This is a genomic window from Rhizobium sp. BK512 (assembly GCF_014194915.1).
Taxonomy (GTDB): Bacteria; Pseudomonadota; Alphaproteobacteria; order Rhizobiales; family Rhizobiaceae; genus Rhizobium.
This window is the reverse complement of the sequence record NZ_JACIAS010000003.1, coordinates 304,248-318,624: the sequence shown is the minus strand read 5'-3', so window position 1 is coordinate 318,624 and position 14,377 is coordinate 304,248. Positions and strand designations below refer to the sequence as shown.

Genomic DNA, 14,377 nt, shown 5'->3' with positions numbered 1-14,377 from the left:
TGACTATGTTACTCTTGTTTTTTCTCGGGCAAGCAGGTTATACCGCCGGCACCCTCAGAATCCTCATGCTGGATTCTCGAAGAACAGGAAGTTTTCATGAAGGTTTTCAAGTCCCTTACGGTGCCTGGGCTCGCAGCCATACTCGGCCTGATCGCGACGCCGGCATTCTCCGCACCGACCCAATATCCGCTGACGCTCGACAATTGCGGCGCGAAGGTCACCGTCACCAAGGTTCCAGTGCGAGCCATAGGACTTGGCCAGAACAGCGCGGAAATCATGTTGCTTCTTGGCCTGGAAGACAAAATGGCGGGTACTGCGTTCTGGCCAAGCAAAGTTCTGCCTGAGCTCGCCGAAGCCAATGCGAAGGTCAAGCTTCTGTCCGTCGAGTTTCCGACTTTCGAGTCGATTCTGGCGCAAAATCCGGATTTCGTGGCAGCGGCCTTGCCAAGCCTGATCGGACCGACGAGCAAGGTCGCCAAGCGAGAGGACTTCGACAAGGTCGGCGTGCCAAGCTACATTTCGCCCAGCACCTGCATCAGCACCGAAAAGGTCAAGGATCAGTATGGCAGCCGCGACCGGCTCTGGAACATGGATCTGCTTTACCAGGAGATCGACGAGCTTTCGCAAATATTTGACGTCGCCGATCGTGGCCAGGCGCTGATTGCCGACTTCAAGAAGCGTGAAGCGGCATTGCGCGCCAACGCATCCGGGGACGGCAAGCAGCTTTCCTACGTCTTCTGGTTCTCCAGCCAGTCCCCTTCCGCAGACGCCTATCTCGGCGGCAAGAATGCCGCATCCGGCTTCATCGCCGATCTTCTCGGCGGGAGGAATGCCATTAGCGCGGATGCCGAATGGCCGACGCTCGGGTGGGAAAGCATCATCGCGGCCAATCCCGATGTCATCGTCGTGGCCAATCTCGACCGCAACCGCTGGGAACTCGACAAGCCGGAGGCCAAGATCAAGTTCCTGAACAGCGACCCGGCCGTCAGCCAGATGCCAGCAGTGAAAAACAAGGCAATCGTCATCATGGACGGCCAGGCGATGAATCCGACGATCCGCACGATCTACGGCGCCGAACAGGTGGCCGAACAACTGAAAGCGCTCGGCCTGACCAAGTGACCGCCGCAAACCGCCTCCTCCGGCAGGCTACGCCCTTCGCCCTGCTCCTGTTGGCCTCCCTTGCGGCGGTCGGCCTGGTCATCGGCATCAGTGTCGGGATCGGCGATCTGCCGATCCCGCTGACCACGACGTTTGCCGCCGTGACCAACAGGCTGGGATGGACGGCGGTCGAACTCAACCGCATCCACGAAACCGTGATCTGGGATTATCGGCTCAGCCGCGCACTCGTGGCGGCTTTCTGCGGCGCGGGACTGGCACTGTCGGGTGCGATCATGCAATCGCTGCTTCGCAACCCGCTGGCCGAGCCCTATGTGCTTGGAATCTCTGCCGGTGCGTCCACCGGCGCGGTTGCCATCGTCATCCTCGGCGTTGGTGCAGGTGCGGTTTCGTTGTCGGCCGGAGCTTTTGCCGGCGCATTTGCGGCCTTCTTTTTCGTGGCCCTGCTATCCAACGGCACGCGTGGCGGTGCCGACCGGACAATTCTTGCCGGCGTTGCCGCTTCGCAGCTCTTCAACGCCGCCACATCCTACGTGGTTACGACATCAGGCAACGCGCAGCAGGCGCGCGATGTCATGTTCTGGCTGCTCGGCAGTTTCGGCGGCGTGCGCTGGCCGGAATTCATGCTCGTTTCTGCTGTCGTCGGCTTTGGGCTTGTCGTCTGCCTGCTGCATGCCAGGGTTCTCGATGCTTTTGCCTTCGGTGATGAAGCGGCCGCATCTCTGGGTGTCAACGTCGGCCGGGCGCGCATCGTGCTGTTTGCGCTGACCGCAATGATGACGGCCACGATCGTCAGCATGGTCGGCTCGATCGGCTTCGTCGGTCTTGTCGTGCCGCACGCGGCCCGCTTCGTCGTCGGGCCGCTCCATATCCGGCTTCTGCCAGCCTGCGCCGTTGCCGGCGCAATCTTCATGGTCCTTGCCGACATCGCTTCACGCGCGCTGATCCCGCAGCAGGTCCTTCCGATCGGGGTTGTCACGGCGCTGGTTGGCGTTCCCTTCTTCTCCGTGATTCTCTACCGGTTCCAGCGCGCATCATGAGCATCAAAGCCGAAAACCTCGTCTGGAAAATTGGTAGGAAGACCATTCTTGATGGCGTCTCCTTCGAAGCGAAATCGGGAAAGATGCTCGGCCTGCTTGGCCCGAACGGTTCCGGCAAGACCTCGCTTCTGCGGCTTCTCGCCGGCCTGAAACAACCCAATTCCGGGCGCATCTCACTCGATCTGCAGGATATAGGGACCATCGGACGCCGCACGATCGCTCAACGCGTCGCCTTCGTCGAACAGAATGCGACAACCAACGCCGATCTGAAGGTCATTGATGTCGTCAAGCTCGGACGCTTTCCGCATCGCTCGATGTTCTCCGGCTGGACACTCGCTGACGATCACGCCGTTGAGGAGGCTTTGACGCGAGCCGGCATGACCGACAAGCGTCGTGATCGCTGGCAGAGCCTGTCCGGTGGGGAAAGGCAGCGCACCCACATTGCACGAGCGTTGGCGCAGTCGCCGAAAGAACTGATCCTCGATGAACCGACCAACCATCTCGATATCCAGCACCAGATCAGCCTCATGCGGCTCGTCTCCGGTCTGCCGGTCACCAGCATCATCGCGCTGCACGATCTCAACCATGCGGCCATGTTTTGCGACGAGCTGATCGTCATGCAGAAGGGAACGATCGTCGCCTCCGGCACGCCGGCCGAAGTCTTGACCGAAGAGGTTCTCAGGGAGGTTTTCTCGGTGGATGCACGCGTCGAAGTCTCAGCCTATCACGCCCGGCCGCACATCCACTATCTCCGTTGACGACGCGGCGTCGCCGAGACAGACCTTCGCATGGCCTGCCTGCAGGGCGATCACGTTGCCTTGCTTGACCTATCGCTCCGATTTCAGCTCGCGCAGAGCTTCTTCAGCGCCTTCTCCACGCCCTTGCGAAGGGCAGCCGAAATTTCGGGTTCGAACGTCGTGACAACGTCGCCGAACTCTCCCCTTGCCTCGATGATATCGATCGAACTTGCGTTCATCGCACAGGTCGCAAGATTTGCCTGCAGGTGAATTCGAGCCTTCGCCGAAAAGCCGCCCTTCAGAGGGGAGCTGTCCGACGTCTTGCATGCGAGCGTGCCGAGTGCGCTTGCCTCGGCCACATCACCAGCCACTCTGATCTCGATCGTGTCGATCTTAACGAAGTCGAGCTTGTCGATACCCAGTTCGACCTTCACGCCCAGAACCGGCTGACTGACCTTCAAAGGCTTACAGGGTTGGGCGGCCTCGATCGCTCGCTCGAGGACATTGGCGGCGGATGCGGGAGAGTTCAGAGATGGGGCAGCGACAAGGGCCATGCCGAGCGCCGTACACGCCAGATGTCTCCAACCGTTTCTGCATCCCTTGCCGCGGTGCTTCATGTTGCCGGGCGAACCAGCCGGCCAAGATACGGTTTTCGAACCGATGTCAAAATGATCGACAGGCATACTCTTCCTCAAGTCGAAGTGTGTCTGGCGACATCAGAATACAGGGTCTCCACGCAAAGGAAAGAACGTTGCATCAGGTCGTCCCCTGTAGCGCCTTGCCCGTGGTTCGGTCACCACCTCACAGAGGCACGTCGCCGTTCGGCGAGATCATCAGGATCGGACGCTTCCCGCAGACGAAGGACAGGCGGGCGGAGTAATGCCGCGGGGTTCCGGCACTATCTCCGCCCGTCCTCGGCCAAAGCGGCCGGCCGATTTCGGGCGCCTTTCAAACATTCGCGAGGCGACTGCACGACGCCGGGGCTACCTCTTCCGTCAACGCGTCGTCGCAGATTTCGACTTCTTTTCCGTCCACTGCGGCGGAGCCCCATATTTTGAAGCGAGCGCGCCAAGCAGCCCGGGTGCTCGGCCGAACGCATCGCAGGCGGCATATTTCGGCTTTCCGCCAAGCCAGGAGCGAGCGCGTTGCCTCGACGGAAGTGAAAGGTTCAGTCCCTTTGGTTCCTTTCCGGCGATCAGCACCCGTGAAAAATCACCAGCAAATTTTGTTGCGAGACCATAGGCGTCCCCGACCTCGGAAACGCGGGGATTATCCTGAATGGAGTTTGCGCCACGCGCCCACAGCATTGCGGCATTCTGCATTCCCGTGGCATCGACAGCTTCGGCTTCGACCGCCAGGCCGCCGAGACCGAAGGGGAGGCGCGGTACGCTCACAGGCAGGGCAAAGCCCGAACCGACACTGACGACGGTCGCGACCCCGGCAGCGGCCTTGTTGGTGGGAACGATGTCGGCGACGACCGAGCGAACGGTCAGATCCGCTGGCTGGCCAACCGGGACCATCTGGTATTTGTCACTCAGCGCCACGCAAAGCGCCCTGTCGAGAGCATTGGAAACCAGGGACCGGTCGGCTTCGGACTTGATCTTGGACGCAGCACCGAACGAAAAGACGGTCGGGACGATGGCGACGGTCTTTACACGTGCCAGTTGCTGCCCATCGACATAGAGCCGCTTCTTGGCAAGCGTCCCCTTCGATGGACCGAGATTGTTGTAGGAGACGAGCGTTCCCGCTTCCTTGAGTGGCACGGCAGCGCATCCGGAAACGGTTGCTGTTGTCAGTAAAGCAATAAATCCCAGGAGCGACGCTCTGGACGGCTGGTTGAAAAGCGGCTGGCTGAAAAATCGACGACGTGAATGCGAATTGTTGGGCATGTCTCTCGTTGGCCTCCGGTCATGGCGATGACCGGACACTCGAATCAAACAATTGCGACACAATTACATTGCCCGCCGCTCACCATATCTTAGCTGTGGATGAACCCGACGCGCGAGCGCTCCAACGTCCATCCGTCGTTGCCGCCGCTCTTTCGCCTATCGAAGCATTACAAGCGGAAACGCAAATCCAGTCATGCTTCCGCAATTATCGGAGCTCAAATGAAGAGCCATGCTGGCTGAAAATGGCGGCATGACCTCATCGGCTTTCAACTAGGAACAACGCATGGCTTCAAAACGAACGGCAGGACCAACAGCGGCATTCGCGGTTATCGCATCCATTCAAAATGCCGTCGTGATCGGCATCGGCACGGTGCGAAGGCTGATCATTCTCTTCGGGAGGCTCGTCGGTGCAGACATAGCAAAGGCGCGGATGGCGGGCATGAACCTGCGACCCGAATTGTTTGAATCCGCAAGACGGATCGGCGTTTAGCCATGAGACGCAAGACCATGCTTCACCTACTCGCGAACCTGTTATTCGCGACCATCCTGTTCGGTGCGCTTCTCGGCGGACCGATCGTGATGCTCATTTTGCTTTCGGAGCGGCTTGCACTGTGAGGATGCACAAACGATAGATTGGATATCAGATGCATTGCGATCTTTCCTGCTTTCGCAAACATGCAGCATGAACCGGCACGTAACGGTTATGCGGAGAGATAATGCCGGCCGCGATGGAGAATATCTCCACAAATCACCCGCGGCATCAGGATATCACCATATTCTCCCCACTCACTTTTCTCCTCAATCGCGACCCGCCTGAGAGGGTCATTCTCACGCAAAGGAACACCGAATGCGCATAGTTCGCTTGCTGCGCGACTACTCTGCTTGCCGATTTTTCATACGATTGATCGCCTTCTCGATTTTCGCCGGCGCGCCAGCGCAAGCCGAAGAGCCTCTTTCAAGCGTGATCGCCGACGGCAAGCCCTGGGAAATGGTTGTCGTCAAACGAAGAGCCTCGAACATTCTTGTGTTTCGTCCAGATGGCGGCGGGACCATCAGCGACAGCCTGGTGAGTATAAGCCCAACGTGGAGGGCCGCGCCGGGCGGGATTTGCATTAGGCCACGGCCGGGAGATGCCGAGAAATGCCTTCAATTGACGCGGACGAAAGCCGGTATCGAAGCATCGCAGAGCGGCAAGACCGTTTGGGTGCTCAAGCGATGAAGATATTCACGCAATCAGGATTCGACATTGGCGGCGGGAGACCCCACACGCCACCGACGCTCCGTCCCCGAGCCTGAACCTATGCAGCTATGGGCAATGCCGCTCTGACCTAGCCCCGGCGATCTGCTCTACCGGATCTCCGGCCGATCGACGATGAACAACGGAATTCAGCCGGCTGTTGTTTATGAGCGGCATCCTAGGAAGGCTTTCGCACCGTTGGCTGGCTCATGACATGAGATTACGCTCGTCTTGAACCGCTTAAAAGTCCCGAAGATCCAGATGATTGTTGATCTCGGGAGCGTCTATCCGATAAGTGAGGCGGTCAAATACGGATTCGGTTACTTTGCCATCGGCAGGCGCCCGAGAAAAAGGTAGAAATGCGCTACTTCATTACGGGAACGGCAGGCTTCATCGGCTTCCATCTGGCACGCCGGCTGTTGCAGGATGGACATGAGGTAACCGGCTTCGACGGCCTGACACGCTATTACAATGTCAGGCTGAAGGAGATGCGTCATGCCGCGCTGGCGCAGTATCCTGCCTTCCGCCCCGTCATCGCCATGCTCGAAGACAAGGCAGCGCTGGAGGCCGCCATTTCGGCTGCAAAGCCGGATGTTCTCATTCACCTGGCCGCGCAGGCCGGCGTGCGTTACAGCAACGAAAATCCGCACGCCTATCTGCGTTCGAATATCGAGGGCTCCTGGAACATTCTGGAGCTCGCCAGTCGCATCGAGCTGCGCCATCTCATGCTTGCTTCGACCTCATCGATCTACGGCGCCAATACGACTGTCCCCTTCCGCGAAACCGACCGCGCCGACGAGCCCCTGAGCTTCTATGCCGCCAGCAAGAAGTCGATGGAGGTGATGGCGCACAGCTATTCGCATCTCCACAAGATTCCCACCACGGCCTTCCGTTTCTTTACCGTCTACGGCCCCTGGGGCCGGCCCGATATGGCGCTCTTCAAGTTCGTCAAGAACATGATCGAGAACAAGCCGATCGAGATATACGGCAACGGCAATATGAGCCGTGATTTCACCTATATCGACGATCTGGTCGAGGCCGTGGTCAGGTTGTCCGGTATCATTCCCTCGGAAACCAACCGCGTCGCCGATGCGGGAATTGAAACCCTTTCGCATCAGGCCCCCTTCCGCATCGTCAATATCGGCGGCGGCCAGCCGGTCAGCCTCATGGACTTCGTCGAAAACGTGGAAAACGCGATGGGGCATGAAGCAAAACGTGTCATGCTTCCCATGCAGAAGGGCGACGTGCCGCGCACCTTTGCAAGCCCAGACCTCCTCCACGCCCTGACGGGCTATCGACCGGAAACCTCTTTAGAAACGGGCACCAAGGCTTTCGTCGAGTGGTATCTGGAAGCCAGGCGGGAACTCGGCACGATCGACACCTAAGCTTCTGACGGCCATTATGGTGCCCCGATGCGCTTCAGGCAGTAGGAAAAATGCGCGTCAGGCTCGAGCGTCAGAAACTCGAAGCGCCAGCCATGCTCGACGCAGAACTTGTTGACCGCCTCCACGACCCCGTAAACCACCGGTTTGACGGTGTTCCCCGTGCAGAAATCGTGCCCGGCGATACGGCCGTCCTGCTTCACTTTGCGATCTGCGAGCAGAAGCTCCTCCCATGTCAGCGCAAAGGAATGATCGGTATCGATATAGACCCAATCGAAGGTCTCGTCATCGAATCGTGACAGCATGTCGAGTGACGTGCCCTGTCGAATCACAACACGGCCTTCAGTGATTTCCGATCCGAATTTGCCATTGATGATCTCGAGGCCCTCTGAGTATCGATCCATGTTCCAGGGATCGATGAGGTGGAGCTGCCTCGGCTGGTTTCGTGCCAGTATCTCCTCGCTGAAGGCGCCCTCCGCAACACCTAACTCGGCAACGACCCCACCTTTCGGCAGATTGTCGAGAAGCTTGCCACGATCGGGCAGCAATCTCGCATGCTCCGTGTGGACGTATTCTAAAAGGGTCCGGGGGGTACTTTGCCGAAGGGCCGCTCGCTGCTCTCGCGTCGTCATTTTCGCTCCGAATTTTTTCAACCGCACCTCTACAGAGAATGCCAGCGGTGGGGAAGAGCGGCGCCCACAAGCAAATTGCAGCGAAACTCAAAAAGAGGCTTGCGGTTCTTTATCAATATCGTTAGAGACGCTTCACCGAACGATGACACAGAGCATCGAGGGCGATTAGCTCAGTTGGTAGAGCGCCTCGTTTACACCGAGGATGTCGGGAGTTCGAGTCTCTCATCGCCCACCATTCTGGTACTCTCTATCATGGTTTCTTGACCCTGAGCCGTGCTCTTGGCGGTCGAAGATTTGTCATTCGTCGACAGGTTTTATTTGACTAGGAATCAAGTCGTATCGGCTATAGCCCGAATAAGCGCTCCCGATATCGAAGCGCCGAGCGAAGTGGCAGCAGAATTGCGAAAGTTCATGCCAACCTGACTCGAATTCGCTCTTGAAACTAGGCCTGTGGCAGCGCGTAGTTTTATAGATGCAGGCGAGAAGTCAGATCTGCAATCCAGTCAATCTTTAACCAAGATGAAGGGACATTCAGCTCCCAAATTTCATTAGTGAGAGGATCCGCGTGGCCTCCAGCCAGCAACACTTTTCCATCAAAAACATATGCGGACTGCTCGTGCCTTGCCCGCCAACTATCCGACAAGGATAGGCGTTTCCAATCAACACCATCATCCGTGTACCAGATGCCGTTGCGGTTGAGCGTCTCCTTGCTCCATCCACCGATCACCCACATAAAGTCATTGTAGGCGATAGTCGAAAACCAAATCCGGCCGTGCCAGGGCGCATTCGAGACTTTCGTCCAGTTCACACCATCCGTGGAGTTCCAGACGTCATTCAAAGCGACATAGTCTGGTGTATAGGATCCCCCGCCCATAACCCATAGCTTCCCTTTATAGGCCACAGCGCCGTGAAACGCGCGCGGCGCCCATGCTGCGTGTTCGGTTGCCTTAACCCAATTGACCCCATCAACCGAACTCCATACGTCATTCTTGAGCGTTTGCTTGCCGTTAACCCATTCGAGGCCACCGAGAATCCAGAGCCGACCATTCAGCTCGACAATAGGCGTCGCCGTCCTCGGGCTCCACGCCGCGGATTGCTGGACCTTATTCCAGTTCACTCCGTCTTCGGAATTCCAAACCGTGTTGGTGGTTGGGTTTGCAGGATCAGAAAGTGTCGTGCCACCCATCACCCAAATTCGATCCTTGAAAACAATCGACATCGGCAGGTCGGTGTGATGGAATGGCAACTTCGCCTGAACGAGGTTCCACTTGACGCCATCAACGGAGTTCCAAACATCCTGAAGCAATTCAGGCGGATTGGTTTTCCAACCACCCAATATCCACAGCTTATTCTTGAATACAAATTCACCAGCAGAGTCACGTGGCTGCCAATCGGCAGCACCTATTCGCTTCAAACTTGGTAGCGGCAATCCCGGCGCGCCGCTGACAAACCAAACAAGAAAAAGACAGAGTGTAGTAAAAAGGCTCAAAACGAGCAGCTTGCTGATCCTAAAATGCACAGCGGAAACCCTATAAATTAGCGGGGCCAATCGGTCGCAGCCCGTTTGCTTCGAACATTGTAGCTCCAGCCAGCCCGACACGGCCATGTTGAACACGAGAATGCTCTCGTCACACTAGCAGTAGGCGTTTCGGCAACCATCCCTCAAATTTAAAGGAGTTGGCCGCGTACTGAACATGCACTAGCTGCTCTTGGCCAGATCTCGGCTTGCGGATCGTTGAGATTCCAAGCATGTTTCGCATGTCTTGCGGGAAGCTTTATACTGACCCATAGCTTATGCTTTCTTAGCAACCGTTTGCTGGTTCGAGGTCGTGAATCCTATAGCGATCGACACGCTGTCGATGAATGCAAACAGCGCGACAAGCGGCAAGTTTTTCACTCCTACCAGCTTCGTCACAGTGCTTTTCCAACCGAAACGCGCCTGTATTGCGGCTTGAAACGAATACACCCAAATCAACGGCGCTGGCAGGCTCCGTTGAGTTTCAACGACCATTCCCGCCTTGCGCAAAAGCGAGCCTAGTCGCTCAAAATTGTATAGATTGAGATGCCGCGGAAAGTAGTAACCTCCCCAAGCACCCTCTGAAAAAAGTTTTCTATCCCAGCCATCAGTATTCGGCGTTTCGATAAGCAGTCGCCCACCATCGCTCAATGCAGCGATAAGCTGACGCAAGCTTTTTTCCGGTTCCCATAAATGTTCGATCAGTTGAAGCAAAATGATGAGGTCAAAGGGGACAGGCGGTAATTCAGCAGTTTCTAGTGCGGACTCGATCAGTTGGATTCCCTTACTTTCAAGAGCCTGACGCGTGGTCGAGGGGAAGTGCCAATCCAAGCCAAAAAGCTCAAGATCCGGACGGGCCTCCCGGAGCGCAATCAAAAGTTCGCCATTTCCACATCCGACATCGAGTATTCTGCCACCCGTCGGGAGCACGGCCAGCACGTTCTTCAGCCGTTTACGATTCACTAAGGTTTTTATCCTGGCGAGAATATTAGCTCGCCCCTGGAATCTATTTGAAAATGTACCGTAATTTGCAGGGTACATAAGAGACAATTGATCAATCGCCGGCCTCGGATTCAAATAGAAATGCTCGCACTCGTTGCATCGTACATACGTAAATGTATCCTCTGTGCCATGATAGATATAGTCAGGCCCCCGCGCGATGATAGAGAAAACTGTACTACCGCAGTTTGAACAAACTGTGGATGAGCATTTCATTTGACCGGTCATGGCAATCGTAAACTCGGATATTCAGAGCGCAAGCGCGTCTTCGACAGAATCTGAGAAATCATCATTCCTGCGGTTTCTTGACAAGTGAATGAACTTAACGAACCCGCTTCGTTGAAGGTTTCCCGGAAACTGATTGTAGAACCCCTTATCGAACAGATGCTTGTGCAATTTTGCCAGATTATGCTGAGGAACCGCTGGGAAAAGGTGATGTTCGACATGATAGTTGAAATTGGCCTGATACATGAGCCATTTTTCAAACCAGATTGGGACGGTTGTGCGTGCAACCGGCACCATCGCCATTTCTTCGCCATCTGCATAGCTCGGATAGTCCTCCGGCTGATGTTCAGCGATTGTGCGAATGATATTGAGCGCTATCGCAACGCCGGCGATGGGGTAACCCCACAGCAAAATATATAGATACCAACGGTCGGCCAATACGCACAGGATCAATAGGACACCGTTGAAAACTAGTGTGACGAGCGGCGCCACCCACGAGGGCGATACCGAGCTTCCTGCAGCATCTTTGCGCGCAGCCCCCCCATACTTGTCCACGGCGAGCCACAGGCCCATGGTACCGCTAAGCGCCTTCACCATGACCCAAGCCAGTGCACGAAACCCCTTGATCGGCTGCCGGTAGGGGTATCCATCTGCATCTTGCTCGCTGCCGAGGTGAGCGTGGTGGCTCATATGACGAAATCGATATGCGGCAACCGACATACCGACAGGCGCAGCGAAAAAGACATCACACCAAAGATCGTTCTTTCGGCGGCTGGAATACAGATGGAAATGCGATGCCTCGTGAACCCAAAGCAGCATACCTTGCGTGACAGCGCAATTAATGACGAAAGGGAGCCAAACGAGCCACCACGGGCCTAGAAGTGCGACCGCCCAGGCAGCTGTAATCTGGAGCCAGATCAGCGCAGTTGCGGTTACAATCGTAAATGGTTGCGGCTTTCTAAGTGATTCCAACGTAGCGGAATCGACATATTTCCTCGCAACCTTCATGCATTCGTTGAATCGTGCATCCATGCAGAAAACAAATTCTCAAGTCTGTCAGCTAGATTGATGGCATATAAACTGGTTCATGGCGTCTCAAGCAGCATAAGAAGCAGCTCGGAGGAAGAGCAAGATCGACCGCAACACATCGTAGCTACACACGCCTTCCAGCGGAAAACTGCCGTACACCAATAGAAGTGGAAAGTATATAGAGCGGGAGAAGCGGCGCCGCATATCTGGTATTTCCAACTGGAAAAAGAAAAGCCGTGGCGAACGCGATGGTGACGACACACAACATTAAAACGGGCACGATCGGCAGCCTCCTGACCAGCAGCGCGCAGCCGAGACAAGACAAAATGATCCAGAGGTCGGGCGGCACTATGCCCAGTTTGAGTGGATCACGGAAATGGTTCGGGAGTGTCGTTATATAAGCGGAAAACGCTTGTCGAATTTGAACATTCGCTGCGCCATCCTCGGCAGCTACAACAGGATCGTTTCCATTTCCATCGTCAAAAAATCTGACGAATAGAGCGCGATAATCGCTGTCATATATCCACGCTTGCCATTGATAATAATAATATTGATGATCGAATAATGCCCGAGCCGTATACCCCCTGAATATCACCCTCTCAGGTCCAGCCATAAGATGCGGAATAATCATCCCGATTGAGGCAAGGCTGTAGAGGAATCGGTTGGCTTGCACGCTAATACCATCGTTGCTGAGAGCCTGGCCCAAAACTATCGCTTGACGGTTAATTGCTGTATTCTCAAGCCCCTCGTCATGCCAGAATTGCGCCAGTTTGAGGACGTCATCCATCGCCATCCCCTTTTCGATCTCCTGGTCTCGCGAGAGTGAAGATGGAAAATCGACGGTATAAAACAGGTTGCGAACATCAATTGATGGATGAGGATTGATCTGGAAACCAGCGACCAGAAAATTCAAACCTCCGGAAGGCATAAAGAATCTTCCAGTCTGCAGGAACCGATAGGCAGGATAGGCCCCAACGGCGGAAATGGAGACGATGATCAAGATAGGCAACCATCGCGACCAGAGCCGCTTCCTGGACAACAAGCAGCAAAATAGCATTGCTGCAATAATAGCTCCCCAATAACTTCGGAATTGTGTTACCACCAATAACGCTGCGAGCGCCGCATATAAACAAGGTCCTCCAAATTCGGCTCGAACTGACAACCGCAAGCAACAAGCGAATGCTATCAAAACCAAAGAGGACGTAACGGACTCTGTCAGAAGTGCATTATGGAATGACTGGTAGGCAGGCAAAAACAGTAGAACAAACAGCGAGATCAGATGGAGCCGAGATGGCCAGAGCTCGCAAATCGTACGGAAGGCAAATATAAGTGCGGAAGCGGCAAGCGCATGTTGAAAAATTGCAAGTGTCGGCCATTGCCAGGACGAAGGAAAGTTTTGAAGAAAGAGCCAGATTGCTGGCACCCCGGGTCCAAGGTGACTGTAAATCCATTGTCCAGTCGTCGCGTAGAAAGCAGTCAGGGATGCCCCTGATCTCATAGCCGACGCAAGTTCGACATAATCCCTGCCATCAACCCAATAAGTCGCTCCAAAGACTACCAAAGCATAAATATGAACGATAACGATCGCTAGAGACCCAAATAACACATACCTATTTGGGCGACTTGTATTCACTCCGCTATTCATCAACCTTACTTTCCATAAGATGCTTTGATTGGGTTTCGGGCCGCTAAACAGCGCCGGTAAGCTCAACTCCCTTTTGTGAAGCTATGACGTTCATCCCGCCGGACTCAGGAATTGCTTTGCGCACCGCATCAGGACTTCTCGGCAGCTGGCGCCCTGAGTCCACGGAGGAAATCTCGTAGCCACAGCTCCATAAAACTTGAAGAAGCTCGTCGAATTTTTGCGGTTGCTGATCATATACATACGGTGCAAGTTCCAGCATGATACGTGGTTTGCTACGTTTAAGGACAGCTTGCGCCCCTAACAGAACATCGAGCTCGTTCCCATCCACATCGAGCTTGATGAAATCAATCCTTGGATTGCCAAGACCCATGACATGGCGGTCGACAGTATCCATCAACGCGCCGTCGGTAGACATCAAGCGCCCAAAATGCTCGCCATGCAGATCTTCCGCCTTCTCCAAAGGCCAACTGGAATAAACCGCGGCCGGCACTATGCTTTCCGCACTCGCCATAAGCATCATCTGGTTCGCGCGGATGCGTGATTGAAGGACCGGATTCAATGCAATATTGGCACATTGCTTCGAGTACGCATGCGCCGTTGGTTCAAAGGAATGTACTCTTCCAGAGTCGCCAACGAGCAATGCAAGAGGGAGGGTGTGAGCGCCAACATTTGCTCCGATATCCAGAATGATATCGCCTGTCTTAATCAGGGTCGCATATTTCCGGAGGGTTCTTACCTCAAAGCCCCCGAGCAGATAAATCGCGAAGTCGATACCATCCTTTAGGTCGAGTGACCACCTAACGCCTCTCCGGACTACCACGACGTCGTCGGGAAGGCCGAAGACGTGTCTGATAGACAAGACGATTGCGGAAAGGCAGCGCGCTATTCGGATCTTCGTTCTTGTTGAAAACATTGCTGATTTTGTTATCC

Annotated in this window: 15 protein-coding genes and 1 tRNA gene; 8 read left to right on the top strand and 8 right to left on the bottom strand. The window is 55.3% G+C overall.

The features are described 5' to 3' along the window. The first annotated feature begins 96 nt into the window (after positions 1 to 96). The 3 genes from FHX06_RS12395 to FHX06_RS12385 are packed head-to-tail and all read left to right on the top strand — an operon-like array spanning position 97 to position 2,914. Positions 97 to 1,119, top strand: coding sequence for an ABC transporter substrate-binding protein (locus FHX06_RS12395; RefSeq protein WP_183879474.1), 1,023 nt, complete (start codon positions 97 to 99; stop codon positions 1,117 to 1,119). Continuing rightward, a complete protein-coding gene (locus FHX06_RS12390) occupies positions 1,116 to 2,156 on the top strand; it encodes a FecCD family ABC transporter permease (protein ID WP_183879472.1) in 1,041 nt (346 codons plus the stop codon). The genes FHX06_RS12395 and FHX06_RS12390 overlap by 4 nt, the downstream gene beginning before the upstream one ends. Further along, positions 2,153 to 2,914, top strand: coding sequence for an ABC transporter ATP-binding protein (locus tag FHX06_RS12385; RefSeq protein ID WP_183879470.1), 762 nt, complete (start codon positions 2,153 to 2,155; stop codon positions 2,912 to 2,914). The genes FHX06_RS12390 and FHX06_RS12385 overlap by 4 nt, the downstream gene beginning before the upstream one ends. A gap of 83 nt (positions 2,915 to 2,997) precedes the next feature. Here the strand turns inward: FHX06_RS12385 and FHX06_RS12380 are convergent, their stop codons facing one another. Continuing rightward, the gene (locus FHX06_RS12380; protein WP_246715539.1) at positions 2,998 to 3,447 is read right to left on the bottom strand and encodes a hypothetical protein; all 450 of its coding nucleotides are present in this window, start codon (positions 3,445 to 3,447) and stop codon (positions 2,998 to 3,000) included. 441 nt (positions 3,448 to 3,888) lie between these two features. Next, positions 3,889 to 4,782 carry a DUF3313 domain-containing protein gene (locus tag FHX06_RS12375; RefSeq protein WP_183879467.1) on the bottom strand — a complete coding sequence of 298 codons (894 nt, stop codon included), beginning with the start codon at positions 4,780 to 4,782 and terminating at the stop codon, positions 3,889 to 3,891. Positions 4,783 to 5,065: 283 nt separating this feature from the next. Between FHX06_RS12375 and FHX06_RS12370 the strand changes: the two genes are divergently transcribed. The 4 genes from FHX06_RS12370 (at position 5,066) to FHX06_RS12360 (ending at position 7,404) form a co-directional block, all read left to right on the top strand. Further along, positions 5,066 to 5,272 (top strand): hypothetical protein, encoded by a 207-nt coding sequence (locus tag FHX06_RS12370; protein ID WP_113202791.1) that lies wholly within the window; start codon positions 5,066 to 5,068, stop codon positions 5,270 to 5,272. A 2-nt stretch (positions 5,273 to 5,274) separates the two neighbouring features. Then, complete coding sequence (locus FHX06_RS36040; RefSeq protein WP_018115344.1) at positions 5,275 to 5,397, top strand: hypothetical protein; 123 nt, start codon at positions 5,275 to 5,277, stop codon at positions 5,395 to 5,397. 232 nt (positions 5,398 to 5,629) lie between these two features. Next, positions 5,630 to 6,001: a hypothetical protein gene (locus FHX06_RS12365; protein WP_113212118.1), complete on the top strand. Its 372-nt coding sequence runs from the start codon at positions 5,630 to 5,632 to the stop codon at positions 5,999 to 6,001. A 377-nt stretch (positions 6,002 to 6,378) separates the two neighbouring features. Continuing rightward, positions 6,379 to 7,404: an NAD-dependent epimerase/dehydratase family protein gene (locus FHX06_RS12360; RefSeq protein WP_112545222.1), complete on the top strand. Its 1,026-nt coding sequence runs from the start codon at positions 6,379 to 6,381 to the stop codon at positions 7,402 to 7,404. A gap of 14 nt (positions 7,405 to 7,418) precedes the next feature. Here the strand turns inward: FHX06_RS12360 and FHX06_RS12355 are convergent, their stop codons facing one another. After that, positions 7,419 to 8,033, bottom strand: a complete 615-nt coding sequence (locus FHX06_RS12355) for a class I SAM-dependent methyltransferase (protein ID WP_183879465.1) — start codon at positions 8,031 to 8,033, stop codon at positions 7,419 to 7,421. Between the two features lie 159 nt (positions 8,034 to 8,192). Here FHX06_RS12355 and FHX06_RS12350 point away from each other — a divergent pair. Continuing rightward, positions 8,193 to 8,268, top strand: a tRNA-Val gene (locus tag FHX06_RS12350). Between the two features lie 231 nt (positions 8,269 to 8,499). Here FHX06_RS12350 and FHX06_RS12345 read toward each other — a convergent pair. The 5 genes from FHX06_RS12345 to FHX06_RS12325 form a co-directional block, all read right to left on the bottom strand. Beyond that, entirely contained in the window at positions 8,500 to 9,648 is a 1,149-nt protein-coding gene (locus FHX06_RS12345; protein WP_113212121.1) for a galactose oxidase, read from the bottom strand. Positions 9,649 to 9,825: 177 nt separating this feature from the next. Beyond that, complete coding sequence (locus tag FHX06_RS12340) at positions 9,826 to 10,512, bottom strand: class I SAM-dependent methyltransferase (protein WP_312866534.1); 687 nt, start codon at positions 10,510 to 10,512, stop codon at positions 9,826 to 9,828. A 285-nt stretch (positions 10,513 to 10,797) separates the two neighbouring features. Further along, positions 10,798 to 11,805, bottom strand: coding sequence for a fatty acid desaturase family protein (locus FHX06_RS12335; RefSeq protein ID WP_113212122.1), 1,008 nt, complete (start codon positions 11,803 to 11,805; stop codon positions 10,798 to 10,800). A gap of 121 nt (positions 11,806 to 11,926) precedes the next feature. Then, on the bottom strand, positions 11,927 to 12,802 hold the full coding sequence (locus tag FHX06_RS12330; protein WP_162738549.1) for a hypothetical protein: 876 nt from the start codon (positions 12,800 to 12,802) through the stop codon (positions 11,927 to 11,929). 688 nt (positions 12,803 to 13,490) lie between these two features. Further along, a complete protein-coding gene (locus tag FHX06_RS12325; RefSeq protein WP_113212124.1) occupies positions 13,491 to 14,360 on the bottom strand; it encodes an FkbM family methyltransferase in 870 nt (289 codons plus the stop codon). Between the last annotated feature and the right edge of the window lie 17 nt (positions 14,361 to 14,377).

Excerpts from the sequence above, each read along its gene's own strand:
- FHX06_RS12395 (WP_183879474.1), top strand. The coding sequence starts at position 97 with ATGAAGGTTTTCAAGTCCCTTACGGTGCCTGGGCTCGCAGCCATACTC.
- FHX06_RS12385 (WP_183879470.1), top strand. The coding sequence starts at position 2,153 with ATGAGCATCAAAGCCGAAAACCTCGTCTGGAAAATTGGTAGGAAGACC.
- FHX06_RS12380 (WP_246715539.1), bottom strand. The coding sequence starts at position 3,447 with ATGGCCCTTGTCGCTGCCCCATCTCTGAACTCTCCCGCATCCGCCGCC.
- FHX06_RS12375 (WP_183879467.1), bottom strand. The coding sequence starts at position 4,782 with ATGCCCAACAATTCGCATTCACGTCGTCGATTTTTCAGCCAGCCGCTT.
- FHX06_RS12370 (WP_113202791.1), top strand. The coding sequence starts at position 5,066 with ATGGCTTCAAAACGAACGGCAGGACCAACAGCGGCATTCGCGGTTATC.
- FHX06_RS36040 (WP_018115344.1), top strand. The coding sequence starts at position 5,275 with ATGAGACGCAAGACCATGCTTCACCTACTCGCGAACCTGTTATTCGCG.
- FHX06_RS12365 (WP_113212118.1), top strand. The coding sequence starts at position 5,630 with ATGCGCATAGTTCGCTTGCTGCGCGACTACTCTGCTTGCCGATTTTTC.
- FHX06_RS12360 (WP_112545222.1), top strand. The coding sequence starts at position 6,379 with ATGCGCTACTTCATTACGGGAACGGCAGGCTTCATCGGCTTCCATCTG.
- FHX06_RS12355 (WP_183879465.1), bottom strand. The coding sequence starts at position 8,033 with ATGACGACGCGAGAGCAGCGAGCGGCCCTTCGGCAAAGTACCCCCCGG.
- FHX06_RS12335 (WP_113212122.1), bottom strand. The coding sequence starts at position 11,805 with ATGGATGCACGATTCAACGAATGCATGAAGGTTGCGAGGAAATATGTC.
- FHX06_RS12325 (WP_113212124.1), bottom strand. The coding sequence starts at position 14,360 with ATGTTTTCAACAAGAACGAAGATCCGAATAGCGCGCTGCCTTTCCGCA.